This window comes from Mammaliicoccus sp. F-M27, from assembly GCF_022387115.1.
GTDB lineage: Bacteria > Bacillota > Bacilli > Staphylococcales > Staphylococcaceae > Mammaliicoccus > Mammaliicoccus vitulinus.
In genome coordinates this window covers 89,570-111,601 of record NZ_JAJNIE010000005.1, presented here as the reverse complement: position 1 = coordinate 111,601, position 22,032 = coordinate 89,570, and the positions used below count along the sequence as shown (strand labels likewise).

General features: G+C 33.2%; 20 protein-coding genes and 1 pseudogene. 15 read left to right on the top strand and 6 right to left on the bottom strand.

Features of this window, described 5'->3' with window-relative positions; translation table 11 throughout:
• Positions 1-803 precede the first annotated feature (803 nt).
• The 4 genes from exaC to LQ598_RS07160 all read left to right on the top strand — a co-directional run bounded on the left by exaC (position 804) and on the right by LQ598_RS07160 (position 3,747).
• The gene (exaC, locus tag LQ598_RS07175; RefSeq protein WP_016912922.1) at positions 804-2,324 is read left to right on the top strand and encodes an acetaldehyde dehydrogenase ExaC; all 1,521 of its coding nucleotides are present in this window, start codon (positions 804-806) and stop codon (positions 2,322-2,324) included.
• A complete protein-coding gene (locus LQ598_RS07170) occupies positions 2,325-2,657 on the top strand; it encodes a DUF779 domain-containing protein (protein WP_016912921.1) in 333 nt (110 codons plus the stop codon).
• Between the two features lie 67 nt (positions 2,658-2,724).
• The gene (locus LQ598_RS07165; protein WP_103322628.1) at positions 2,725-3,264 is read left to right on the top strand and encodes a GNAT family N-acetyltransferase; all 540 of its coding nucleotides are present in this window, start codon (positions 2,725-2,727) and stop codon (positions 3,262-3,264) included.
• Between the two features lie 12 nt (positions 3,265-3,276).
• Positions 3,277-3,747: a 2-thiouracil desulfurase family protein gene (locus LQ598_RS07160; RefSeq protein WP_016912919.1), complete on the top strand. Its 471-nt coding sequence runs from the start codon at positions 3,277-3,279 to the stop codon at positions 3,745-3,747.
• Here LQ598_RS07160 and LQ598_RS07155 read toward each other — a convergent pair.
• A complete protein-coding gene (locus tag LQ598_RS07155; RefSeq protein ID WP_103322627.1) occupies positions 3,722-4,291 on the bottom strand; it encodes an LOG family protein in 570 nt (189 codons plus the stop codon). The genes LQ598_RS07160 and LQ598_RS07155 overlap by 26 nt on opposite strands.
• A gap of 82 nt (positions 4,292-4,373) precedes the next feature.
• Between LQ598_RS07155 and LQ598_RS07150 the strand changes: the two genes are divergently transcribed.
• The gene (locus LQ598_RS07150) at positions 4,374-4,625 is read left to right on the top strand and encodes a hypothetical protein (protein ID WP_016912917.1); all 252 of its coding nucleotides are present in this window, start codon (positions 4,374-4,376) and stop codon (positions 4,623-4,625) included.
• Positions 4,626-4,632: 7 nt separating this feature from the next.
• Here the strand turns inward: LQ598_RS07150 and LQ598_RS07145 are convergent, their stop codons facing one another.
• From LQ598_RS07145 to LQ598_RS07135, 3 genes and pseudogenes are all read right to left on the bottom strand, one after another.
• Positions 4,633-5,091: a YaiI/YqxD family protein gene (locus tag LQ598_RS07145; protein ID WP_236590388.1), complete on the bottom strand. Its 459-nt coding sequence runs from the start codon at positions 5,089-5,091 to the stop codon at positions 4,633-4,635.
• 233 nt (positions 5,092-5,324) lie between these two features.
• A pseudogene (locus LQ598_RS07140) lies at positions 5,325-5,918 on the bottom strand (hypothetical protein); the annotation flags it as partial.
• 84 nt (positions 5,919-6,002) lie between these two features.
• Positions 6,003-6,848 carry an undecaprenyl-diphosphate phosphatase gene (locus LQ598_RS07135; protein ID WP_016912914.1) on the bottom strand — a complete coding sequence of 282 codons (846 nt, stop codon included), beginning with the start codon at positions 6,846-6,848 and terminating at the stop codon, positions 6,003-6,005.
• Between the two features lie 160 nt (positions 6,849-7,008).
• Here LQ598_RS07135 and LQ598_RS07130 point away from each other — a divergent pair, with 160 nt between their 5' ends.
• Entirely contained in the window at positions 7,009-8,622 is a 1,614-nt protein-coding gene (locus tag LQ598_RS07130) for an ABC transporter ATP-binding protein/permease (protein WP_239745389.1), read from the top strand.
• A complete protein-coding gene (locus tag LQ598_RS07125; RefSeq protein WP_103322624.1) occupies positions 8,619-10,286 on the top strand; it encodes an amino acid ABC transporter ATP-binding/permease protein in 1,668 nt (555 codons plus the stop codon). The genes LQ598_RS07130 and LQ598_RS07125 overlap by 4 nt, the downstream gene beginning before the upstream one ends.
• An 89-nt stretch (positions 10,287-10,375) precedes the next feature.
• Here LQ598_RS07125 and LQ598_RS07120 read toward each other — a convergent pair whose 3' ends face one another.
• Entirely contained in the window at positions 10,376-10,822 is a 447-nt protein-coding gene (locus tag LQ598_RS07120; protein WP_016912955.1) for a MarR family winged helix-turn-helix transcriptional regulator, read from the bottom strand.
• A 206-nt stretch (positions 10,823-11,028) separates the two neighbouring features.
• Between LQ598_RS07120 and LQ598_RS07115 the strand changes: the two genes are divergently transcribed.
• Both LQ598_RS07115 and LQ598_RS07110 read left to right on the top strand, forming a co-directional pair.
• On the top strand, positions 11,029-11,952 hold the full coding sequence (locus tag LQ598_RS07115; RefSeq protein ID WP_239745388.1) for a CobW family GTP-binding protein: 924 nt from the start codon (positions 11,029-11,031) through the stop codon (positions 11,950-11,952).
• Positions 11,953-11,963: 11 nt separating this feature from the next.
• Positions 11,964-12,872: an aldo/keto reductase gene (locus LQ598_RS07110; RefSeq protein ID WP_107536453.1), complete on the top strand. Its 909-nt coding sequence runs from the start codon at positions 11,964-11,966 to the stop codon at positions 12,870-12,872.
• A 290-nt stretch (positions 12,873-13,162) separates the two neighbouring features.
• On the opposite strand, the gene LQ598_RS07105 is transcribed toward LQ598_RS07110, so the two are convergent.
• Entirely contained in the window at positions 13,163-14,356 is a 1,194-nt protein-coding gene (locus LQ598_RS07105; RefSeq protein WP_103322621.1) for a M20 metallopeptidase family protein, read from the bottom strand.
• 175 nt (positions 14,357-14,531) lie between these two features.
• On the opposite strand from LQ598_RS07105, the gene LQ598_RS07100 reads away from it, so the two are divergent.
• The 6 genes from LQ598_RS07100 (at position 14,532) to LQ598_RS07075 (ending at position 21,229) form a co-directional block, all read left to right on the top strand.
• Positions 14,532-15,293, top strand: coding sequence for a DeoR/GlpR family DNA-binding transcription regulator (locus tag LQ598_RS07100; protein WP_016912716.1), 762 nt, complete (start codon positions 14,532-14,534; stop codon positions 15,291-15,293).
• Entirely contained in the window at positions 15,290-16,201 is a 912-nt protein-coding gene (gene pfkB, locus LQ598_RS07095) for a 1-phosphofructokinase (protein ID WP_016912717.1), read from the top strand. The genes LQ598_RS07100 and pfkB overlap by 4 nt, the downstream gene beginning before the upstream one ends.
• An 18-nt stretch (positions 16,202-16,219) precedes the next feature.
• On the top strand, positions 16,220-18,151 hold the full coding sequence (locus LQ598_RS07090) for a PTS fructose transporter subunit IIABC (RefSeq protein ID WP_016912718.1): 1,932 nt from the start codon (positions 16,220-16,222) through the stop codon (positions 18,149-18,151).
• A 252-nt stretch (positions 18,152-18,403) separates the two neighbouring features.
• Positions 18,404-19,192, top strand: a complete 789-nt coding sequence (locus LQ598_RS07085) for an alpha/beta fold hydrolase (RefSeq protein WP_016912719.1) — start codon at positions 18,404-18,406, stop codon at positions 19,190-19,192.
• A 372-nt stretch (positions 19,193-19,564) separates the two neighbouring features.
• The gene (locus LQ598_RS07080; protein WP_016912720.1) at positions 19,565-20,911 is read left to right on the top strand and encodes a hemolysin family protein; all 1,347 of its coding nucleotides are present in this window, start codon (positions 19,565-19,567) and stop codon (positions 20,909-20,911) included.
• A gap of 3 nt (positions 20,912-20,914) precedes the next feature.
• Positions 20,915-21,229, top strand: coding sequence for a DUF3817 domain-containing protein (locus tag LQ598_RS07075; RefSeq protein WP_016912721.1), 315 nt, complete (start codon positions 20,915-20,917; stop codon positions 21,227-21,229).
• Positions 21,230-22,032 lie beyond the last annotated feature (803 nt).

Below are 22,032 nucleotides of genomic sequence, written 5' to 3'. Positions count from 1 at the left end.
GTGAAATTATCAAGTCAGGCCCCACATGATAAATAGGACCGTTGAATTTATCAAGTCAGGCTCCACATGATAAATAGACCCGTTGATATTATCAAGTCAGGCTTCACATGATAAATAGAGTCGTTGAAATTATCAAGTCAAGCTCCACATGATAAATAGCAAAAAGATGACTAGGACATTAATATCCTAGATTAATGAGAAAGAGCGTAAATTCTTAAATAAATATGAATTTACGCTCTTTTTCTTATATTGGTAGCCATTAAAGCTAAACCAATTTATGTATTTTAGATTTTACCAGAATCGCACGATATCTTCTGAGTCTTGGTGCGATTTATCCAGATTTTACCAGAATCGCACGATATCTTCTGAGTCTTGGTGCGTTTTCCCCATATTTTACCAAAATCGCACGATATCTTTTAAGTCTTCGTGCGTTTCACCCATATTTTACCAGAATCGCACGATATCTCTTAGGTCTTCGTGCGCTTTATCCATAGCGCTTATTGAACACTGTAACCCTAATATCGCTTGGACTATTCTCCACGATTTTGCAAAGTGCTGACGCCCGGGGGAATAGTATGCCGCGCGCGACTACAGGCTCGAGCCATACCCCCAGGCAAGCATGCACTTTCAAAATCGTAAGATTTTAAAATATAAAATTATTAAACTAGATGCACCAATTGTATAATATTATTTGTAACTTTTTCTGTAACTTTATATCATTATTATAAAATGCTTTTTAGTTGATGAAAGCGCTCCCCTAGATTAAAATTAATATGTAATCAATTTAAGGGAGGCGTTTTAAAATGGCTTTTGAATATCCAACTGCAACAAATGCAAAATACAAAGTAAAAGATAAGTATCAAAACTTTATTGGTGGTAAATGGGTTGATCCTAAAAATGGTGAGTATTTTGATAATGGATCACCAGTTACTGGTGAAGTTTATGCTAAAATTCCGCGTTCAACTAAAGAAGATGTAGATGAAGCGGTAAAAGCTGCGCATAAAGCACAAGTTGAGTGGGCTAAAAAATCTCCAGCTGAACATTCGCAATTACTCTTAGATATAGCAGACCGTGTAGAAGCGCATTTAGAAGAATTAGCTGTTATTGAAACATTTGATAATGGGAAACCTATTAGAGAATGTTTAGCAGCAGATTTACCATTAGTAGTAGATCACTTTAGATATTTTGCTGGTGTCGTAAGAGCTGAGGAAGGATCTATTTCACAAATTGATAATGATACAGTGGCTTATCATTTTAAAGAACCTATCGGCGTGGTAGGTCAAATTATTCCGTGGAACTTCCCATTATTAATGGCAACATGGAAATTGGCACCTGCAATCGTAACAGGTAATGCTGTTGTGCTTAAACCAGCTGAACAAACTCCAGTATCTATTCTGCATTTTATTGAATTAATTGCAGATTTATTACCAGAAGGATTAATTAACGTCGTAAATGGTTTTGGTGCAGAAGCTGGACAAGCTTTAGCTACTCATGAAGATATTAACAAAGTAGCATTTACTGGTGAAACAACGACTGGTCGTATCATCATGCAAAATGCGAGTCAAAACTTAATTCCAGTAACGTTAGAATTAGGTGGGAAATCACCAAATATCTTCTTCAAAGACATTATGGATGAAGACGATGACTTCTTAGACAAAGCTGTCGAAGGGTTAGTCATGTTCGCACTGAACCAAGGTGAAGTTTGTACATGTCCATCTAGAGCGTTAGTTCATGAAGATATTTTCGATAAATTTATTGAAAAATGTATAGAGCGTGTTAAACAAATCAAAACAGGTAACCCACTAGATCCTGAAACAATGCTTGGTGCACAAACTTCTCAAGAACAAGCTGAGAAAATTAAAAGTTATCTAGATATTGGTAAACAAGAAGGCGCTGAAGTATTAGTTGGTGGTAATGTGCGCAAAGAATCTGGAGAATTAGAAAATGGATTCTATATTGAACCAACAATCTTTAAAGGTACTCAAGATATGAGGATTTTCCAAGAAGAAATATTTGGACCTGTCTTATCATTAGCGACATTTAAAGATGATGATGAAGCTTTAGAAATGGCAAATGATACTTTATATGGATTAGGTGCAGGTATTTGGACGAGAAACCAAAATAAAGCTTATCGTTTTGGTAGAGGTATCCAAGCAGGTCGTGTATGGGTAAATAACTACCATACTTATCCAGCACACGCGGCATTCGGAGGATACAAAATGAGTGGTATTGGCCGTGAAAATCATAAAATGATGTTAGACCATTATCAACAAACTAAAAACTTACTCGTGAGTTATGACGAGAAGCCTGCAGGACTGTTCTAAATGACTGAGCAAGTCACTGCTACTGAAAAAGCCAGATCACTCATTAGAGATTTAAAAAAGACACATGGTGAAAATCTCATTTTTCATCAATCAGGTGGATGTTGTGATGGTAGCTCTCCGATGTTATTCGTTGAAGGAACATTGATTATTGGAGATGTAGATGTGAAACTAGGTGAAATTGAAGGTGTACCATTCTATATGAACAAAAAGCAATATGAATATTGGAAACATACTAATTTAGAGTTAGATGTTGTAGATGGAAAAGGCGGAATGTTTAGTATAGAAGGCCCAACTGGTAAAAGATTTCACATTAGAAGTTCAGTAAGATCATAATTTTTGAAAGGATGTGCTAAAATAATAGTACATCCTTTTTTAATATGATAAAGGTTGGGTGAAGTAAATGACTGAGTACATTGAAACAAAACGTTTAATACTAAGAAATTGGAAAGACGAGGATGTTGCTAAATTTCAAAGTATGAATGCAAATCCTGAAGTAAGAAGGTACTTTCCAGATATATTAAGTTACAGCGCAACAAAAAATATTATTGATCAAATGAAAGCAATTATTAACCAACATGAAATTGGTTTATTTGCTGTGGAGTTAAAAGAAACTAAGAGCTTTATTGGCATGGTAGGACTTAACTACATTCCTGAAGATAGTGAATTAACCTTCCCAGAGTTACCGTTTTATGAAATTGGGTGGCGTATAGATAAGGATGTTTGGGGTAATGGCTTAGCTACCGAAGCGGCAGAAGCTGTATTAACGTATGCAAAAGAAAAGGGCATCAATGAAGTTTATAGCTTTACGTCAGAAATTAATAAACCATCTAGAAGAGTTATGGAAAAATTAGAAATGGAACACATTAGAAATTTTTTGCATCCTAAAGTTATACATGACGAACATTTAGCAGCACATGTTTTATATCATAAAGTTTTATAAGGAGTCGATTATATGATTGTTATCAGTGCATGTTTAGTAGGCGAGCAAGTAAGGTATGACGGTAATCATAAATTAGATTTGTTTTATAAAAATTTAATTGATAACAAAAAAGCGATAAGCGTTTGTCCTGAGATATTAGGTGGACTTCAAGTACCGAGAGAACCAGCAGAAATTATTGGTGGAGACGGTTATGATGTTTGGAATGAACAAGCAAAAGTTGTCACAGTATCTGGTCAAGATGTTACACATCAGTTTAAAGAAGGTGCGAAAAGGGCACTTTCTATTATAAAAGATTTAGATGCGCAAACAGTGATTTTGAAAAGTGATAGCCCATCTTGTGGCTCTACAGTTATTTATGATGGAACATTTACGGGCAATAAAAAAGAAGGCGTCGGTGTAACGACAGCCCTCTTTAAATTAAATAACGTTGATGTATATGATGAAAAATCATTTCATGCTACTTTTGATAATCTCGAAGTTTAACAGGTTGAGCTTTTTTCATTGAATGGAATAATGTATCAATATCGTCTTCAATAATCGCTAAATTTTTATAATCTTTACTTACAAATTCAGTTGAAATTAAATGATCAATCATTGAACTTAAAGGATTGAAAAATTGTTTAATGTTTAAAGCGGCAATAGGTTTATGATGTAAACCTATTTGAGCCCATGTATATATTTCAAAAAACTCTTCTAATGAACCGGCTCCGCCCGGCAACATAATAAAAGCATCTGATATGTCAGATATCATTTGTTTTCTTTCATGCATCGTTTCAACAACGTGATATTCTGTTAAGCTATCATGTGCGATTTCACGATCCCCTAAAAATTTTGGCATAATACCTATGGCAATGCCGTCATGGTCTATTACACCATTCGCTAAAGCCCCCATCATTCCAGTTGAACCAGCACCATAAATTAATTCATAATGATTTTCTGCTAAATACTTACCTAAAGCATAAGCTTGCTCGGTATAGATAGGGTCGTTACCTTTGCTTGCACCACAAAATACAGCGATTCTTTTCATGTATATTACTCCTTTCGAATATGTAGTATAATAATAATGAGAGAATTCTAAATTCCATTCATAAAGATAGGAGGGGTTACCTGTGAATGTATTTCTAATGGTTGTACTTATCGTACTCATTTCAACTGCGGCTGGCCTTGTCAAAAACCATCAATCTAAAACAGTTAAAATTGAAAAAATTAAAGCACAAAGTGTTAAAGATGAGTTAGAGCTTGAAAAAATTAAACATGAAAATTATTTGCTAGAAACAGATAAAATGCGTCTAGAACTTGAACAAATGAAAGAAACTGATAAAGTCAATTTAGAAAAATCTAAAAATCAACTTATAGAATAAGACAATGTCACTTGCTGACATTGTCTTTTTTTATAAGCTGTAATAGAAATTCCGAAAAAACTTTATGGTCTTCTTGTGTCAGCTTTTTAGGACCTTTAGTTCTACCGCCTTGTTGTCTTACTTGTGCTGAGATATGCCTTTGCGTTAATAACTGTTCGATATTATTTGTTGTGTATGCATAACCTTTATGGTGTATGACATGCTGTGCTTTATTTAATAAAAGGCTCGCAAGTCCATAATCTTGTGTGACAACAATATCATCAGGTTTTGTAAGTTTAACAATTCTAAAGTCAGCGCTATCCGCACCGTGATCAACATAAATGGTTGAAACGTAATCTGGATATTCAGTTAATGAAAAATGATTAACACTTCTTATAATAAGAACGGAGATGCTTGTATGTTGAGTGATACGAATGACATCATCCGTAACTGGACAAGCATCTCCATCTATAATGATTCGATTAATCATTTATTACGACGAGATCTTTTTTCAGATGTTGTATGTTCTGTTGTATGTTCATCATATGGGAATTGATTGATATGTTGAGACATAGACGCTTTATGTTGATTATACAATTTATGCTTGGCTGGTTCTTTTTTCTCATTTCTAACGCGTTCGTTTACTAATGCTTGAATGTTCGGCTTAGCTTGTTTTGAACTTACATCTTCTAAAGATTTCGTTTGTGTTGATTGCTGCTTGTTTTCTTTTTCTTTAAACTCATTGATTTCTTTAATACGCTTTTCTTTATTTTCAGCTTCTAATTTTTGTTCTTCTTGTTCGCGTGCTTCAATATTTTCTTGAAGTTTTTTATCTAATTTAGATACATCTTTTTCATTTTCTTTTTGAAGTTTTTCACCTTTTTTAGCTTGTTTTTCTTCAAGTTTTAGATAATGATTAAGTTCTTTAAGACGATCTTTTTGATTTTCTTTGCGTGCTTTTTCTTCTTCTTTTTGTCGTTCACTTATATTTTTTTGAAGTTTTTTATCTAAATGATCAATTTCTTTTTGTAATTGTTTTGCTTCTTTTTTCTCTTCTTTAAAAGGTTGTTTCATTTGTTTGTTATAGTCGTATAAGCGTTTCTTTTGTCCGACATAAGATATGACTGGTTGAGATTTTTCGGAAACTTTTTCTTTTGTTTCTATAGATTTATCTTTAACTTTATGAGAAAAATCAACTGTCGTTTCAGTAACGTGTTTAACATCTGGGTGTTCTTTAATTTTTTTACGTTCTTTAATTAATGGTACAAGTATTAATGGTAATGTATTGACGATTAGTTTAACTTTATCATTCATGAGTTATTCCTCCATATTAATTTCTATTGATATATCTTATTTTAATACCCTTTAACATCAACTTCAAACTGTCGGTTACAAGTATTAGCCGATGTTCTGACCGATACCGAATCCGAAGTAAGCAATTGCTATAACAATGACTAAGATGATTCGATAAATAGCAAATGGTATCAATTTAACGCGATTAATAAGTTTTAAGAATAATTTGATAGAAATAAGACCAAATATAAATGATGCAATGAATCCTACAATATAAAATGGAATTTGATCTAAAGTAATGAATTGTAAATTTCCTAATAATGCTTTTGCACTGGCAGCAAACATGATAGGAACAGCCATTATAAACGTAAAGTCAGATGCTGCTTTATGGTCTAATTTAAGAAATACACCTGTTGAAATAGTTGACCCTGAACGACTAAATCCTGGCCATAGTGCTATCGCTTGTGATAAACCAATTACAAATGCTTTTGGATAGTTCATAGCATCTACTTTATGTGGATTTGTAACACGTTTTGAGTAAATATCTGCACATATCATATATACAGCACCTAGTAGTAAACCAATTAACACGGTTGGAACACTAAATAAATGTTCTTCAATAAAGTCATCAAACAATAAGCCAAGTATACCTGCTGGGACTAAACCAACGATGATGTGTGATAATTTTAATCGATTTTTTTTCTGTTCATTTTCTTTAATATGTAACATTTCTATATATCGACTTCTAAATATCCATGCCGCTGCAAGAATAGATCCTAATTGCACGACAACTTTAAATGTAAATGCAGATTCGCTTCCGAGGAAGGCTTTAGATTTCAACCACATATCATCTACTAATATTTGATGGCCAGTAGATGAAACTGGTGCAAACTCTGTCAAGCCTTCTACAATACCTAATATAATCGCTTTAATTAATTCTAATATAAACATAATTTAGCTCCTCTAATTTTAAGAAAGTCTGTGGTTATCTATAGACAATCACTGTATCATTATTGTACCAAATATTACATAATAATATATAAATAAATGATAATACATTTTAGTTTATTTTTTTATTAAAGGCGTTATAATAGAAAAAGGTGGTGAGATTGTGAAAGAATTAACAAAGTATAGTATGGAGTATAAACTGTTACAAATATTCATGTTTTTAGCCTCTTTATTACTCAGTTTAACTGTCATATTTCAAAATATATATTTAGGAAAAATTATAAATCAAATGCTCGTCGTTAAATCAGGATATGAACAGCTTTATTTATGGCTAGGTATATTATTAGCCGTGCTGTTATTAAGAGCATGCTTTAACTATCTTAACCAATTGTCCGGTCAACAGCTTTCTTTTAAAGTGAAAAGAGATGTAAGACACAATTTGATAAATAAAGATACTGAACGATCAAAAGTTACAATTTTAACCGAAGTGGTTGAAGGTATACATCCTTTTTATGAATCATATTTGCCTCAAGTCTTCAAATCAACCATTATCCCAATCGCGATTATCATTACTTTATTTTTCATTCATTGGCCAGCAGCGCTTATTATGATGATAACTGCGCCATTTATTCCATTATTTTATATTGTGTTTGGATTAAGAACACGCGATAAAGCGAAAGATCAAATGCAGTCTTTAGATCGTTTTGCGATCGAGTTTATAGATTTAACGAAAGGTCTTGTGTCACTGAAATTGTTTAATCGTACAGATGAAACAACTGCGAAAATACACAAATCCAGTACATCATTTAGAGATTTAACGATGGAAATTTTAAAAAGTGCATTTTTATCTGGATTAATGTTGGAATTTATTTCGATGCTCGGAATCGGTATTGTGGCGTTAGAAGTAGGTTTGCGACTTATCGTATTTAACGATGTATCATTTGTTGTAGCAATCATTACATTATTGCTTGCGCCTGAATTTTATAATGCGATTAAAGATTTAGGACAAGCTTTTCATACAGGTAAGCAAAGTGAAGGTTATATTGAAATGATTGAAGAGATGAATAACGAAGAACAAGCTAAAAAGACAGCTATTCAAATCGATTCAAATATGAATCAACAGGATATGATTCAATTTAATGATGTATCTTTCGCATATCCTAATCGTCAAGATTTTTCATTTAATAAAATTAATTTAAATATAAAAGAAAAGAGTCATACCGCTATCATTGGGCCAAGTGGTGCAGGTAAATCAACATTGATTCAATTAATGTTAAATGAGCTAAGTCCCAATAATGGTGAAATTAAGTATAAAAAATCATTAAAAATTGGTTATCTATCCCAAAGACCATACATTTTTAGCGCTACTTTACTAGAAAATGTCACGATGTTCCAAAACTATGATGAAAATCATGTATTTGATGTATTAAAAGAAGTAGGACTCATGGAAAAAGTCACACAGCTATCAAAAGGTATCAATACGATGATAGGTGATGGGTATGAAATGTTATCTGGTGGAGAAATGAGAAGAGTTGAACTTGCCAGATTGTTATTGCTCAATCCTGATGTCGTTATTTTTGATGAACCGACAACAGGGTTAGATATTAAGACTGAACAGCTCATTGTTCATACGGTCAATCAATTTGCGAATGAAAAAACTGTTATCACAATTGCGCATAGAAAAGAAGTTCTGAAATATGCCACTCACTACATTGAAATTCAAAATGGTGAAGTTCGTGAAATCGATGTGCCGCATAAAGGTGGTGTCATGCAATGAAAAAATTAACGATTAAATTTGATAAAGATTTCTATCTTTCAATCATAATAGGTGTTTTTGGCATGCTGACCGCATTAGGTATGTTTGCATTGAGTGGATATATGATTTCTAAAAGTGCGCTTGGCACACCTCTTTATGCTTTAATGATTCTAATCGTCACGATTAAATTATTTGGTTTTGTTAGAGCGATCACAAGATATTTCGAAAGGTTATATTCACATCGTTCTACATTTACGATGTTAAGAGACATTCGGGTGGAATTGTTTAATCACTTAATTCCAATAGTTCCTAACGTATTTAGAAGATATCGTTCAAGCGATTTGCTCACTCAAATGGTGAATAATGTCGAACGATTACAAAACATATTATTAAGAGTGTATTATCCACCAATTGTTATTATATTAACGACTTTCATAACGATTTTAGTCATGATTAATTTTAATATATATGCAGGTATCGTAATTGGTATATCGATGTTTATTTCCGTTATATTAATTCCATATTTATCTAGTAAACGTGCTAATCTTCTAGCAATGCAAGTTCAACAAAGTGAAGAAGATTATGTAGCAGAGTATTTTGATTTTGAAAACGGACGTTCAGAATTAAAGAGATTTCAGCAATTTGTACATTTTAAAGAGAAAGTTTTTAAGAAACAAAATCAATATGAACAGAAAAAATATAAAGAACAGAAATTTTTAAGTACGTATGATTTCATGTTGAACTTATCATCAATGGTCAGCATATGGTGTATGACAATCTTATGTATATGGCAAATTCAAGATGGCGTATTAAATGCTGTATTTTTTGCAAGTATCTTAATGATCACCATCACATTGTTTGAACAAGCGATACCTATGACAAACGTCGCATTTTATAAAGCAGATACAGAAAGAAGTCTTCAAAATATAGAAGAAGTTATCAATCAATCTTTTGATGAAATCAATGGAAGTTCAGTGCACAGTGATGCGTTGTATAATGCGAAAAACTTAACTTTCAAGTATGATTTTCAAGAAAGACCAACTTTGAAAAGCATCAATTTTGAAATTGAAAAAGGACAACATGTTGCAATAATTGGGCCATCAGGTTCGGGTAAAACAACATTGCTCAATTTACTCATGGGATTATACAGTGTGAACGAAGGCGTATTATCTTATAATAAAGAACTGCTCGCTCAAATAGACAAAGAAAATTATGTAGACGAAATCAACACAATGTTGCAACATAATCACTATTTTGAGGGTACTGTAAGAGAGAACTTGTTAATTGAAGCGAAAGACGAAGAAATGAAGCAAGTCCTTTCAACAGTGAACTTAAGTTATTTAGATTTAGACCAACAATTAACTAAAAACGCTGAAAATATATCCGGTGGAGAAAGACAACGTTTATCTATGGCAAGATTACTGTTAAGAAGTGCTCAAATATGGATGTTAGATGAACCAACTGCATCTTTAGATGAACAGAACGAAGAAAATATCATGCATCATTTATTAAATAAAGACGACACAATCATCATTGTTACACATAACTTGAAATATTTACAAAGCTTCGATCATATTATTGTCATGAACGAAGGAGAAATTTTAGAACAAGGTAGTTATGCTCAACTGATGAAAGATAAAGGTTACTTATCTGAAGTCATTTATTATAATGAGCAACTCGTGTGAAAATAGTAATGTATAAAAAATAAGCATCTCACTTTGATGATTAAAAAATTAAAGTGAGATGCTTATTTATTTTGAATTAAACATGATTTCTATTTCTCTTGATTAATTTTGTCGACGTTATTAATCAGTTTTTGTAATAAATTGTTAAGCTGTTGTGATTCTTCGTCGCTTAATTCTGATACATCTTGAATGAGATGAGATGCATGATGCAAATGTTCTCTCATTTGTTCACTTTTCTCAGTTAAATGAACAAATACTTCTCTTTGGTCTAATTCAGAACGTTCGCGCTTAATGAGTTCCAAATTCTCCATTCTTTTTAATAGAGGGGATACGGTACCTGTATCTAGAGCTAACTCTGTTACAAGCTTTTTAACATTGACCGGTGCGGTTTCCCATAAAACAGTAAGAACTAAATATTGTGGATAAGTAATCTGGTACTCTTTAAAAATTTTGTTTGAATAATAACGATTGACTTGTCTTTGCGCATTATACAAATTAAAACACAACTGGTTTTGGATATTTAAATTATCCGGCATGATCTTTCCCCCAAACTACAAATGCAATGGTTCATATTTTTTTTACAAACTTCTTATTCATTATATAATGAATAAATTTAGTTTGTAAATATTTTTAATAATAGCAAGGATTCATTGTAGAAATTATATGATGGGTCAATATTTAAAACGTAAGTCTTTGTAGTTTGTATGGTTATATCATATAATTGCAGAAAGGTGGTTTAAACATGGTTCAAAGTAATGAAAATAAAATGTCTGTTACAGTTTTGACAGGATTTTTAGGAAGCGGTAAAACAACTTTGCTTCAAAGGCTGATTTTAAATGCTAAAGAAGCTGGTCAAAAAGTCGCGATTATTATGAATGAATTTGGTTCTTTTGATGTTGACAGCAAACTATTAGGTGACGATGTTTCAAGTCAAAGTTTATTAAATGGTTGTATCTGTTGTTCATTGAAAGATGACATTGAAGTCGTCTTACATAATTTATATCATAAAGAAAATCCGGATTTAGTGTTAATTGAAGCTACTGGAATTGCACATCCAGTTGAAGTGGTAGATGCGTGTCAAAATCCAACATTAATAGATAAAGTTGAAATGCCTTCAATAATCGGTGTAATGGATGGTAAAAGATACTTAGAACGAACACGATATACAATACAGACGAAACAACTTATGGAAGAACAGATGTTGTATTCGCATCTGATCGTTATTAATAAATCTGATGAATTATCAGCAGAAGAAAAAGCATTATTAAAAGAATCATTACAATCTATTAAGCATCAACCTCAACTTCACTTCACGAATTATTCGAATATAGATGATATCGAAATGCCAGTGAATGAAATATTAGCTATTGAAGGTAAACATAGTCATCATCACGGTATACAATCAATGAATTACACATTTAGTGGACCGGTAGACATGGAACTGCTCTTTCAATTTTTGAGACAGTTACCTGATTCAATACTAAGAATTAAAGGGTTTCTTAAATTCAAAGAAGAACCAGAACAAACTTATTTATTTCAATACGCGTTTGGGGTACCTCAATATGAACCAGAAATCATGAATATGCCCTTAACGATTGTCATAATAGGAGAAACGATAGATAAAGCTTATTTACGAAACAAGTTAGATATGTTGAATTTTTCATAGGAGATGATGGGATGGAACGTATTCGTATAAATAAAAATGTTAGTTATTCAAGGATTGTACATGGATTTTGGAGATTAAATGAATGGGGATATAGCAATCAGCAAGCGAACAATTTTTTACATGAAATTGTAGATCGTGGTATTACGACGATGGATCATGCTGATATTTATGGTGATTATACGTGTGAATCTTTATTTGGAGACGCATTAGCATTAACACCGAATTTAAGAGAAAAAATCGAAATTGTCACTAAATGTGGCATTATTTTGCCGAATGAAAATAAACCTAAAAATACAGGTCACCGATATGATCAAAGCTATGAGCACATTATAGAGTCGGTCGATCAATCATTATTAAATCTTAAAACAGACTACATCGATACGTTACTTATACATCGTCCATCTCCACTGATGGATCCAGATGAAATGACAAGAGCTGTCATGCATTTAGTGGAACAAGGAAAAATAAAAGCATTCGGTATTTCTAATTTTAAATGTAATCAATATGAGTTGTTGAACGAAAGTTTAAAAAAAGAAATGTCACATATTTCGGTCAACCAAGTGGAAGTATCACCGTATCAGTTAGAAAATATTGAAGACTGCACATTAAATAGAATGCTCCAACATGATGTTAAAGTTATGGCGTGGAGTCCATTAGCAGGCGGTAAAATATTTGATGAGAACGATAAAAAATCAAGACGCATACTTGAAGTGATTCAACCACTCGCATCCAAATATAACGTCAGCATTAGCACTGTGATATATAGTTGGTTATTAAAATTACCTTCTAAAGTAATGCCAATTGTCGGTTCAAGTAAAATTGAAAGAGTCGATGAAGCGGTTAAAGCGACTAAGCTACAATTAACAGATCAAGAATGGTTTAACATATATGTCGCTTCGCGTGGTGAAGATATATTATAGTTGCTTCAATAAAACAGAAATTTTTCTCAAAATAAAGAGTTTAGGACATAAATGTTCTAAACTAAAATGATTTTGTAAAGTGCATGCTTGCCTGGGGGTATGGCTCGAGCCTGTAGTCTCTCACACATACTATTCCCCCGGGCGTCAGCACTTTACAAAATCAGAAATATAAAATCACCCAATCCGAAAATGATGCCAACGGATTGGGTGATTTATTTTAAGTTGGGATTTATGTCCCAATCTCTTTTATATGTCAGTTTTGAAAAATAGACATTTTTTAAGCTATGTTTTTATTTTTCTAATCTTTTAAGTGTGATTTCAGCTAGTGATTTAGCTGCTACGAGCATACAATCTTCATTTACATCAAATTTAGGATGATGGTTCATATATGGCTCTGATACGCCGTTAGGTTTACTACCTACTATATAGAAAGAACCAGGAATTTTTTGTAAATAATATGCAAAGTCTTCTGACCCTGTTACTTGAGGAATCTCAACTAGTTGATGGAAATAATCTCCGACACTTTCAGATAAAATTTCAGCTACTTTATCTGTTTGTTCAGGATGATTATAAAGTACTGGATAACCATATTGGTAATCTAGATCATATTTAACATCAAATCCTACTGCAACACTATCTGCAATTTTTTTGATTTCTTGATACATTGTTTCTTCTAATGCTGGATTTAAATATCGAGCTGTACCTTTAATAGTGACACTGTCTTGAATAACATTATAACCACCCGGCGCTTCAAATGCACCGATTGTAACAACACCCATATCTAACGGATCGATACGTCTTGAAACAATTGTTTGAATAGCATTTACAAAGTTTGTTCCAGCTACTAAAGCATCGTGTGTTTTGTGTGGACTTGCGGCGTGACCACCTAATCCATTTATCGTTAATTTGAATGTAGAACTACCAGAGAATGAAGGACCTTTATTATATCCAATGAATTCTGGACCAGCTGCAGGTACGATATGAATACCATATACTTCATCTAAATCGTCTAGAACACCTGATTCTACAATTGCTTTAGCACCGCCAGGAGGTTTTTCTTCAGCATGTTGGTGGATGATTTTGACAGTACCTGGTAATTCTTCTTTCATTTCTATTAAGGCATCTGCAAGTCCCATTAAGTAAGCTGTATGTACGTCGTGTCCACAAGCGTGCATAACGCCTTCATTTTGTGATTTGAAAGGTACGTCTGTTTCTTCTGTAATCGGTAAAGCGTCGAAATCAGCTCTTAAACCAATTGTTCTACCTTCACGTCCACCTTTAATTTCAACGACAATAGCATGCTCGCCGTCAATAGGTTTGATAATATTAACATCTTTGTCTTTATAAAATGATTGGATATAGTCTGCAGTATTCACTTCTTCAAATGATAATTCAGGGTTTTGATGTAAATGCCTTCTAATATCAATCATGTTACTTTCATTATTTTCAATCAGTTTAAATAGCTTTTCTTTTGAATTATTCATGTTCTGCCTCCTAAAAATATACTAAATAAGTATAACAGTAATCTTTTTCTACATAAAACATTTAAACTTATAAAATCATAAAAAAATTTTGATTGATTTTGAATGAATGTGATTGAATGTGATTGACATTTTAATGAAAACGTTTTATTATATACAATTGAACAGGGGAGATTGTATGTTAACGACTGAAAGACATCAATTAATCATAGAAGAGATTAACCAACGGGAAACGGTATCTTTACAAGAACTCATCAACTTGACGAATTCAAGTACTTCTACAATTAGAAGAGATTTATCACAACTAGAACAAAGAGGCTTACTTAAACGCGTTCACGGTGGTGCTACTCAAATTGCGAAACGTCATGAAGAAAGAAATATGACGGATAAGGAATTACGTCACCAAGATGAGAAACAAGAAATAGCGAGACTTGCAGCTAGTCTTATTTCGGATGGAGATACCATTTATTTAGATGCTGGGACAACTACTTTAGAAATGATTCCGTTTATTACACAACAAGACATTATCGTAGTTACTAACGGTTTAACACATGTGAGACCGTTATTAGAAAAAGGTATTCCTGTTTATATGACTGGTGGAGAAGTTAAATCAACTACATTCGCAAATATAGGTGTAAATGCAGTTAAATCACTTGAAAGATATCGATTTGATAAAGCTTTTATCGGTATGAATGGAATTGATTTAAACTACGGTCTAACTACACCTGATCCTAGTGAATCAGAAATGAAAGAAACAGCTATCAACTTATCATCACAAGTGTACGTCTTGTTAGATCATTCTAAATTTAATGAAGTGTCATTTGCAGAAGTAGAATATGAGAAATCAATTGAAATTTTAACTTCTGAAAAAGCAGTTCAAACTATACGTAATTTCGATCAATTTAAAGAAAAATATAATATTAACGGAGGACTACAATGATATACACAGTTACATTTAATCCATCAATTGACTATGTGATGTTTACAAATCAATTTGAAGTTGGTGAATTAAATAGAGCGCATGAGACAAATAAATTTGCTGGTGGTAAAGGCATTAATGTATCACGAGTTCTTAAAACGTTAAACGTGAAGAGCACAGCTACCGGATTTGTTGGAGGTTTTCCAGGAGAATTTATTAAAGATGCTCTTGCTAAATCAGATATTCTAACTGATTTTGTAGAAGTTCAAGACGATACGAGAATAAACGTGAAGTTAAAATCAGGTCTAGAAACTGAAATAAACGGACCAGGACCAAATATAGAGCCCGATCATTATGAACAGTTTTTATCAAAAATGAAAAAGACAACTTCAGAAGATACGGTCATTATTGCAGGAAGTGTACCAAGTACGCTTAAAAAACCAGTTTATCAAGAAGTTGCAGAAATATTAAAAGAAACAGGCGCAAATTTAATTGTAGATGCTGAAAAGGATTTAATGAAATCGATTCTTTCTTACAAACCTAAATTTGTTAAACCGAACAAAACTGAATTAGAAGAGATATTTGATAAACAGATAGAAACTGACCAAGAAGTCATTGAATGTGCAGAATCATTATTACAAGAAGGCGCACAAGCAGTAATTGTATCACTTGGTGGAGAAGGCGCTATCTATGTGGATCAAACGACAAAACTAAAAGCTATTGTGCCTAACGGTCAAGTAGTAAATACGGTTGGATCTGGTGATAGTACTGTGGCAGGCATGGTAGCTGGATTAGAGACAGGTCAAGATATAGAATCAGCTTTCAAATTAGCTGTAAGTTGTGGGACGGCAACTGCGTTTAATGCAGACTTAGCAGAATCTCAAGACATCGAAAAAATAATTTCTGAAGTGGTTATTAAACATATTTAAAACAGGGAGGTCATTAAAATGAGAATTACTGAACTTTTAACTAAAGAAACGATCGCAATGGATTTATCAGCTACTCATAAAGATCAAGTAATAGATGAACTTGTATCTCAATTAAATCAAGCGGGGAAATTGAGTGATGAAGTTACGTTTAAAGAAGCGATTCATGCAAGAGAATCACAAAGTACAACTGGTATCGGGGAAGGCATAGCCATTCCTCATGCTAAAACAGATGCTGTACAATCAGCAGCAATTGCATTTGGTAAATCGATTGATGGTGTTGATTATCAATCGTTAGATATGCAACCAGCACATTTATTCTTTATGATTGCAGCACCTGCTGGAGGGGCTCAAACGCATTTAGATGCACTAGCAAAACTTTCTGGGATTTTAATGGATGAAAATGTAAGAGCAGAGTTACTACAAGCTAAAAGTGAAGAAGAAGTATTAAATATCATTAACAAGCATGATGATGAAGCGACAGACGAAGAAACAGAAGAATCTGTAGTTGCATCAAATGAAGCAGCGGTTTCTGAAGAAGGGCTTGTATTAGCTGTAACTGCATGTCCAACAGGAATTGCACATACTTATATGGCAGCAGATGCTTTGAAAAATCAAGCTAAAAAAATGGGCGTTCCGATTAAAGTTGAAACAAATGGTTCAGGTGGTATTAAGAACCATTTAACAGAAGAAGAAATCGAAAAGGCTTCAGGTATAATCGTAGCTGCAGATGTACATGTTGAAACAAATCGTTTCGATGGCAAAAACGTTATACAAGTGCCAGTAGCTGATGGTATTAAACGACCAGAAGAACTAATCAATATGGCACAAGATACGTCACGTAAGCCATTTGTCGCTAAAGGTGGCAAACAAAGCAGCTCTACAAGCAATGAAAAACAAAGTGTATCTAAAACTATTTATAAACACTTAATGAACGGTGTTTCTAATATGTTACCACTTGTAATCTCTGGTGGTATCTTAATGGCAATTGTATTCTTATTCGGTGAGAATTCATTCGACCCTAAGAGTGATCAATACAATGAATTCGCTGCAAACTTATGGTCAATTGGTAGCGACAGTGCTTTCCAATTAATTGTACCAATCTTAGCAGGTTTCATTGCTCGAAGCATAGCAGATAAACCAGGGTTTGCATCTGGTCTTGTCGGTGGTATGTTAGCAGTAGCAGGTGGTTCAGGATTCTTAGGTGGTATTATTGCAGGTTTCCTTGCAGGTTACTTAACTGAAGGTGTTAAATATATATTTAAAAAATTACCTCAAATGTTTGAAGGTTTAAAACCAACATTAATATACCCAGTATTATCTGTGTCACTTACTGGACTATTAATGGTATACGTTATTAACCCACCAACATCTTGGTTAAACAATTTATTATTAAGTGGATTAGATAGTTTATCAGGTTCTAACATCATGTTACTTGGATTAGTATTAGGTGCTATGATGGCAATTGATATGGGTGGTCCATTTAACAAAGCCGCTTATGTCTTTGCTACAGCCGCTTTAACAGAAGGTAATGCAGCAGCAATTACAGCTGCTATGGTTGGTGGTATGATTCCTCCAATCGCAATCGCAACAGCGATGTTAATATTCAGAAGTAAATTTACAAAAGCACAAAAAGGTTCAGTGATTCCAAACTATGTAATGGGATTATCCTTCATAACAGAAGGTGCAATTCCATTTGCAGCAGCAGATCCGTTACGTGTCATTCCATCCATGATGGTTGGTTCAGGAATCGGTGGTGCAATTGCATTAGGATTAGGTTCTAACATTCAAGCACCACACGGCGGTATATTCGTAATACTTGCAACAGACTTTGGACACGTTCTACAAACGTTATTAGCGGTTGTAATCGGTGCATTAGTAGCAGCAATCATATATGGATTAATCAAACCAAAATTAACAAAAGAACAATTAGAAATTGCTGAAGAAGCATAATAAGTAGAAAAATTTAATATTAATCGTTACAAGCTGTCGACAAAGTAGTCACTTTGTGGCAGCTTTTTTTAGTGATAAGCGAGTTGATATTGAGTTATTGATAAACGTGGATACGTAGATTATATTTTCTCAGTCAAAAGTATGACGTGGAAATCTATGTTTAAAATTGAAATATCAGGGAATTTTTTATATGATTAAACTAGAATATTCACATTATGTTGAATAAGGTAAACGTGGGGAAAGATGTAAACTATGTTATATTACAAGACAATTATAAAATCAAATGATTCTGAATGGGTTACGCTACTACATGGTGCTGGTGGGAGCTCTTCAATTTGGTTTAAACAAATGAGGTATTATAGAAAACACTTTAATATTTTATTAGTTGATTTACGAGGTCATGGTAAATCTGCAAATAAAGAATGGAAGAAAAATGATTCATTTGAACATTTGGCTAAAGAAGTCGTAGATGTATTGGATTATTTAAAAATCGACAAGACTCATATAATAGGGATGAGCTTAGGTACTATCGTTGGTCAAACGATGGCTGAATCCTATCCTGAAAGAATTTCAACTTTAGTATTAGGTGGCGCGATTATAAACGTTAATTTAAGAACGAAATTTTTACTCGCTATTGGCCGTACAATTATGAATTTTGTACCTTACATGCTGCTTTATAAACTTTTCGCATACATTATTATGCCTAGAAAAGCGCACGAAGAATCACGGTTAAGATTTGTTAATGAAGCTAAAAAAGTGTCTCAAAAACAATTTATTAAATGGGTTAAGCTGACTAAACTTGTTAATCCTTATTTAGCGCATTTACAAGTAGCTACGAAAGATATTCCGACGCTTTTTATAATGGGTGAGGAAGATTACTTGTTTATGCCGCCAGTTGAAAGATTAGTAAAAGAAAACGGGAATTTTTCTTTGGAAATCATAGAACAAGCTGGCCATGTATGTAATATCGATCAGCCTGAAGCTTTTAATCAAATAAGTTCAAAATTTATTATGAAACATGTAAAATCTGTAACGATGTAAAGAATGAGACTGGGACATAATGTAATGTCTCAGTCTCTTTTAGCATCTTGGCAGTAGCTGACTGAATTGAAAATGCGCTTGTATCAAGCTTTTTCCAACTCTAGTCAGCCTTGCCGGGGCGGGACTACGAAATCTTTTCATACAAATTAGATTTCTGTCCCGCTCCCATTCTTTCTTATATCATTTAAATAAATAGTGAAATGTGATACACTAAAAGTAATATGCTAATATTGGGGGAGGTGACGCTAAATGGGAAGGATTTAGTTTTAAATTCATATTTTATTATAAAATATATAGAAAAAAGTAATAAAAAGGTGACCATAGCGTCACCGCAAAATATTTGGAGGTGAATCCCTAGAAATAGGGAACTAATTGGAAATTTCGACCATAATAAACTTTATTGTATTCTTTGTATTAATTGCATTTACAATGGTATTTGTAGGATCTGAATTCGCGCTTGTTAAAGTACGTATGACTAGAATTGAACAATTGATATCTGAAGGTAGTAAATCAGCTAAAATTGTACATAAGATGGTTAAGGAACTAGACTATTATTTATCTGCATGTCAACTCGGTATTACAGTTACATCACTTGGATTAGGTTGGATTGGTGAACCGACATTTGAAGTATTAATTCATCCGGCATTAGATTTCTTTAATTTACCTGATGCACTCACAAAAACTTTTTCCATCGTAATCAGTTTCTTAATTGTTACATTCATACATGTTGTAGTTGGTGAATTAGCGCCAAAAACGGTAGCTATTCAACAAGCAGAGCGACTAAGTTTAATCTTCGGCAGACCGTTATATTATTTCGGTATTGTTATGAAACCACTTATTTGGTCTATGAATGGAACAGCACGTATTTTAGTAAGAGCAATAGGTATTCAACCTACGAACGAAGAACAAGCAATGTCAGAAGAAGAATTAAAGCTTATCATGACTCAAAGCTATCAAAGTGGTGAAATAAACCATACAGAATTAGCTTATATGAAAAATATTTTCTCATTCGATGAAAGATTAGCAAAAGATATCATGGTACCTAGAACACAAATGGTTACATTAACAGAACCATTTAATATTGAGGAACTGTTAGTAATCATTAATGAACATCATTATACACGTTACCCAATAACAGAAGATGGAGATAAAGATCACGTTAAAGGCTTTATTAACGTCAAAGAATTCTTAACAGAATATGCATCAGGTGCAAATATTAAAATCAATAATTATATACATGATTTACCACTTATTCACGAAGTTACGAGAATCAGTGATGCGTTAGTGAAAATGCAAAAAGATCATGTCCATATGGCATTAGTGATTGATGAGTACGGTGGCACAGCTGGTGTTATTACAATGGAAGATATTCTTGAAGAAATTGTTGGAGAAATCCGTGACGAATTTGATGATGATGAGGTAAATGACATCATTAAAACAGGTGAAGATACTTACCAAATTAATGGTCGTGTCACTTTATCAGAACTCGAAGAAAAGTTTGGAATAGACTTTGCAGATTCTGATGACATAGATACTATTGGTGGTTGGTTACAAGCACATAATCCAGAAATTGAGAAAGATGATTATGTAGACACAGATTACGACAAATGGGTTATAATTGATGTTGAGAACCATCAAATTAAAACTGTTGCATTGCACAAAGAATTTATTAAAGAACGTAGAAGTATTTTTGATGATGACAAAGAAGATGAGGAATGAAAAGTGAGCAAAACTACATTAACATCATTATTTAGATTTACAGGATATTTAGAAGGTGGATCATTACTATTATTAGTATTTATAGCAATGCCTATCAAATATATATTGAGTAATCCAAATGTAGTTGCAGTATTAGGCATGGTACACGGGGGATTATTTACAATTTATCTTATTATGATACTCGTAATGGCTATTATTGTAAGAACCCATATTAAATGGTCTGTTATTGCTTTTGTATCAGCATTTATACCATTTGGTACATTTATATTTGATCGTTTCTTTATTAATAGCAAGTCGTATCAAAATATTACACAATAATCATAAAAATAAGCATATCACGCTACTGATTTAACTCAGTAACGAGTGATATGCTTTTTTATTTTGAGTTGGGATTTATGTACCAGCCCTTTTACAATTGAATGAGGTTGGTGTGTGGAGGGAGTGGGGTCGGAGTCTCTATGTTGCTTGTTTGGTGAGTCTTGCAACTTAGAGTCGTTCTATGTTGCTTGTTTAGTAAGTCTTGCAACATACAGAGCTTCTATGTTGCTTGTTTGATGAGTCTTGCAACATACAGAGCTTCTATGTTGCTTGTTTGGTGAGTCTTGCAACATACAGACGTTCTATGTTGCTTGTTTGATGAGTCTTGCAACATACAGGCTTTCTATGTTGCTTGTTTAGTGAGTCTTGCAACATACAGGCTTTCTATGTTGCTTGTTTGATGAGTCTTGCAACATACAGAGCTTCTATGTTGCTTGTTTAGTGAGTCTTGCAACATACAGCATGCACAAGCAAAACCGTAACTCTATATGGATATTCCAAGAAAAACAATAATACAAATGTCAGCATATTAGATTGGTTTAAAAAATAAAAAATCCCGTGAATTTATCAAGTCAAGCTCCACATGATAAATAGAGCTGTTGAATTTATCAAGTCAGGCTCCACATGATAAATAGAGCTGTTGAATTTATCAAGTCAAGGCTCACATGATAAATAGAGCCTGTGAATTTATCAAGTCAAGCTTCACATGATAAATAGCAAAAATTCTTTATAATATTCCTAACGATTTTGTGAAGTGCTGACGCCCGGGGGAATGGTATGAGTGAGAGACTACAGGCTCGAGC

Excerpts from the sequence above, each read along its gene's own strand:
- exaC (WP_016912922.1), top strand. The coding sequence starts at position 804 with ATGGCTTTTGAATATCCAACTGCAACAAATGCAAAATACAAAGTAAAA.
- LQ598_RS07170 (WP_016912921.1), top strand. The coding sequence starts at position 2,325 with ATGACTGAGCAAGTCACTGCTACTGAAAAAGCCAGATCACTCATTAGA.
- LQ598_RS07165 (WP_103322628.1), top strand. The coding sequence starts at position 2,725 with ATGACTGAGTACATTGAAACAAAACGTTTAATACTAAGAAATTGGAAA.
- LQ598_RS07160 (WP_016912919.1), top strand. The coding sequence starts at position 3,277 with ATGATTGTTATCAGTGCATGTTTAGTAGGCGAGCAAGTAAGGTATGAC.
- LQ598_RS07155 (WP_103322627.1), bottom strand. The coding sequence starts at position 4,291 with ATGAAAAGAATCGCTGTATTTTGTGGTGCAAGCAAAGGTAACGACCCT.
- LQ598_RS07135 (WP_016912914.1), bottom strand. The coding sequence starts at position 6,848 with ATGTTTATATTAGAATTAATTAAAGCGATTATATTAGGTATTGTAGAA.
- LQ598_RS07125 (WP_103322624.1), top strand. The coding sequence starts at position 8,619 with ATGAAAAAATTAACGATTAAATTTGATAAAGATTTCTATCTTTCAATC.
- LQ598_RS07120 (WP_016912955.1), bottom strand. The coding sequence starts at position 10,822 with ATGCCGGATAATTTAAATATCCAAAACCAGTTGTGTTTTAATTTGTAT.
- LQ598_RS07115 (WP_239745388.1), top strand. The coding sequence starts at position 11,029 with ATGGTTCAAAGTAATGAAAATAAAATGTCTGTTACAGTTTTGACAGGA.
- LQ598_RS07110 (WP_107536453.1), top strand. The coding sequence starts at position 11,964 with ATGGAACGTATTCGTATAAATAAAAATGTTAGTTATTCAAGGATTGTA.
- LQ598_RS07105 (WP_103322621.1), bottom strand. The coding sequence starts at position 14,356 with ATGAATAATTCAAAAGAAAAGCTATTTAAACTGATTGAAAATAATGAA.
- LQ598_RS07100 (WP_016912716.1), top strand. The coding sequence starts at position 14,532 with ATGTTAACGACTGAAAGACATCAATTAATCATAGAAGAGATTAACCAA.
- pfkB (WP_016912717.1), top strand. The coding sequence starts at position 15,290 with ATGATATACACAGTTACATTTAATCCATCAATTGACTATGTGATGTTT.
- LQ598_RS07090 (WP_016912718.1), top strand. The coding sequence starts at position 16,220 with ATGAGAATTACTGAACTTTTAACTAAAGAAACGATCGCAATGGATTTA.
- LQ598_RS07085 (WP_016912719.1), top strand. The coding sequence starts at position 18,404 with ATGTTATATTACAAGACAATTATAAAATCAAATGATTCTGAATGGGTT.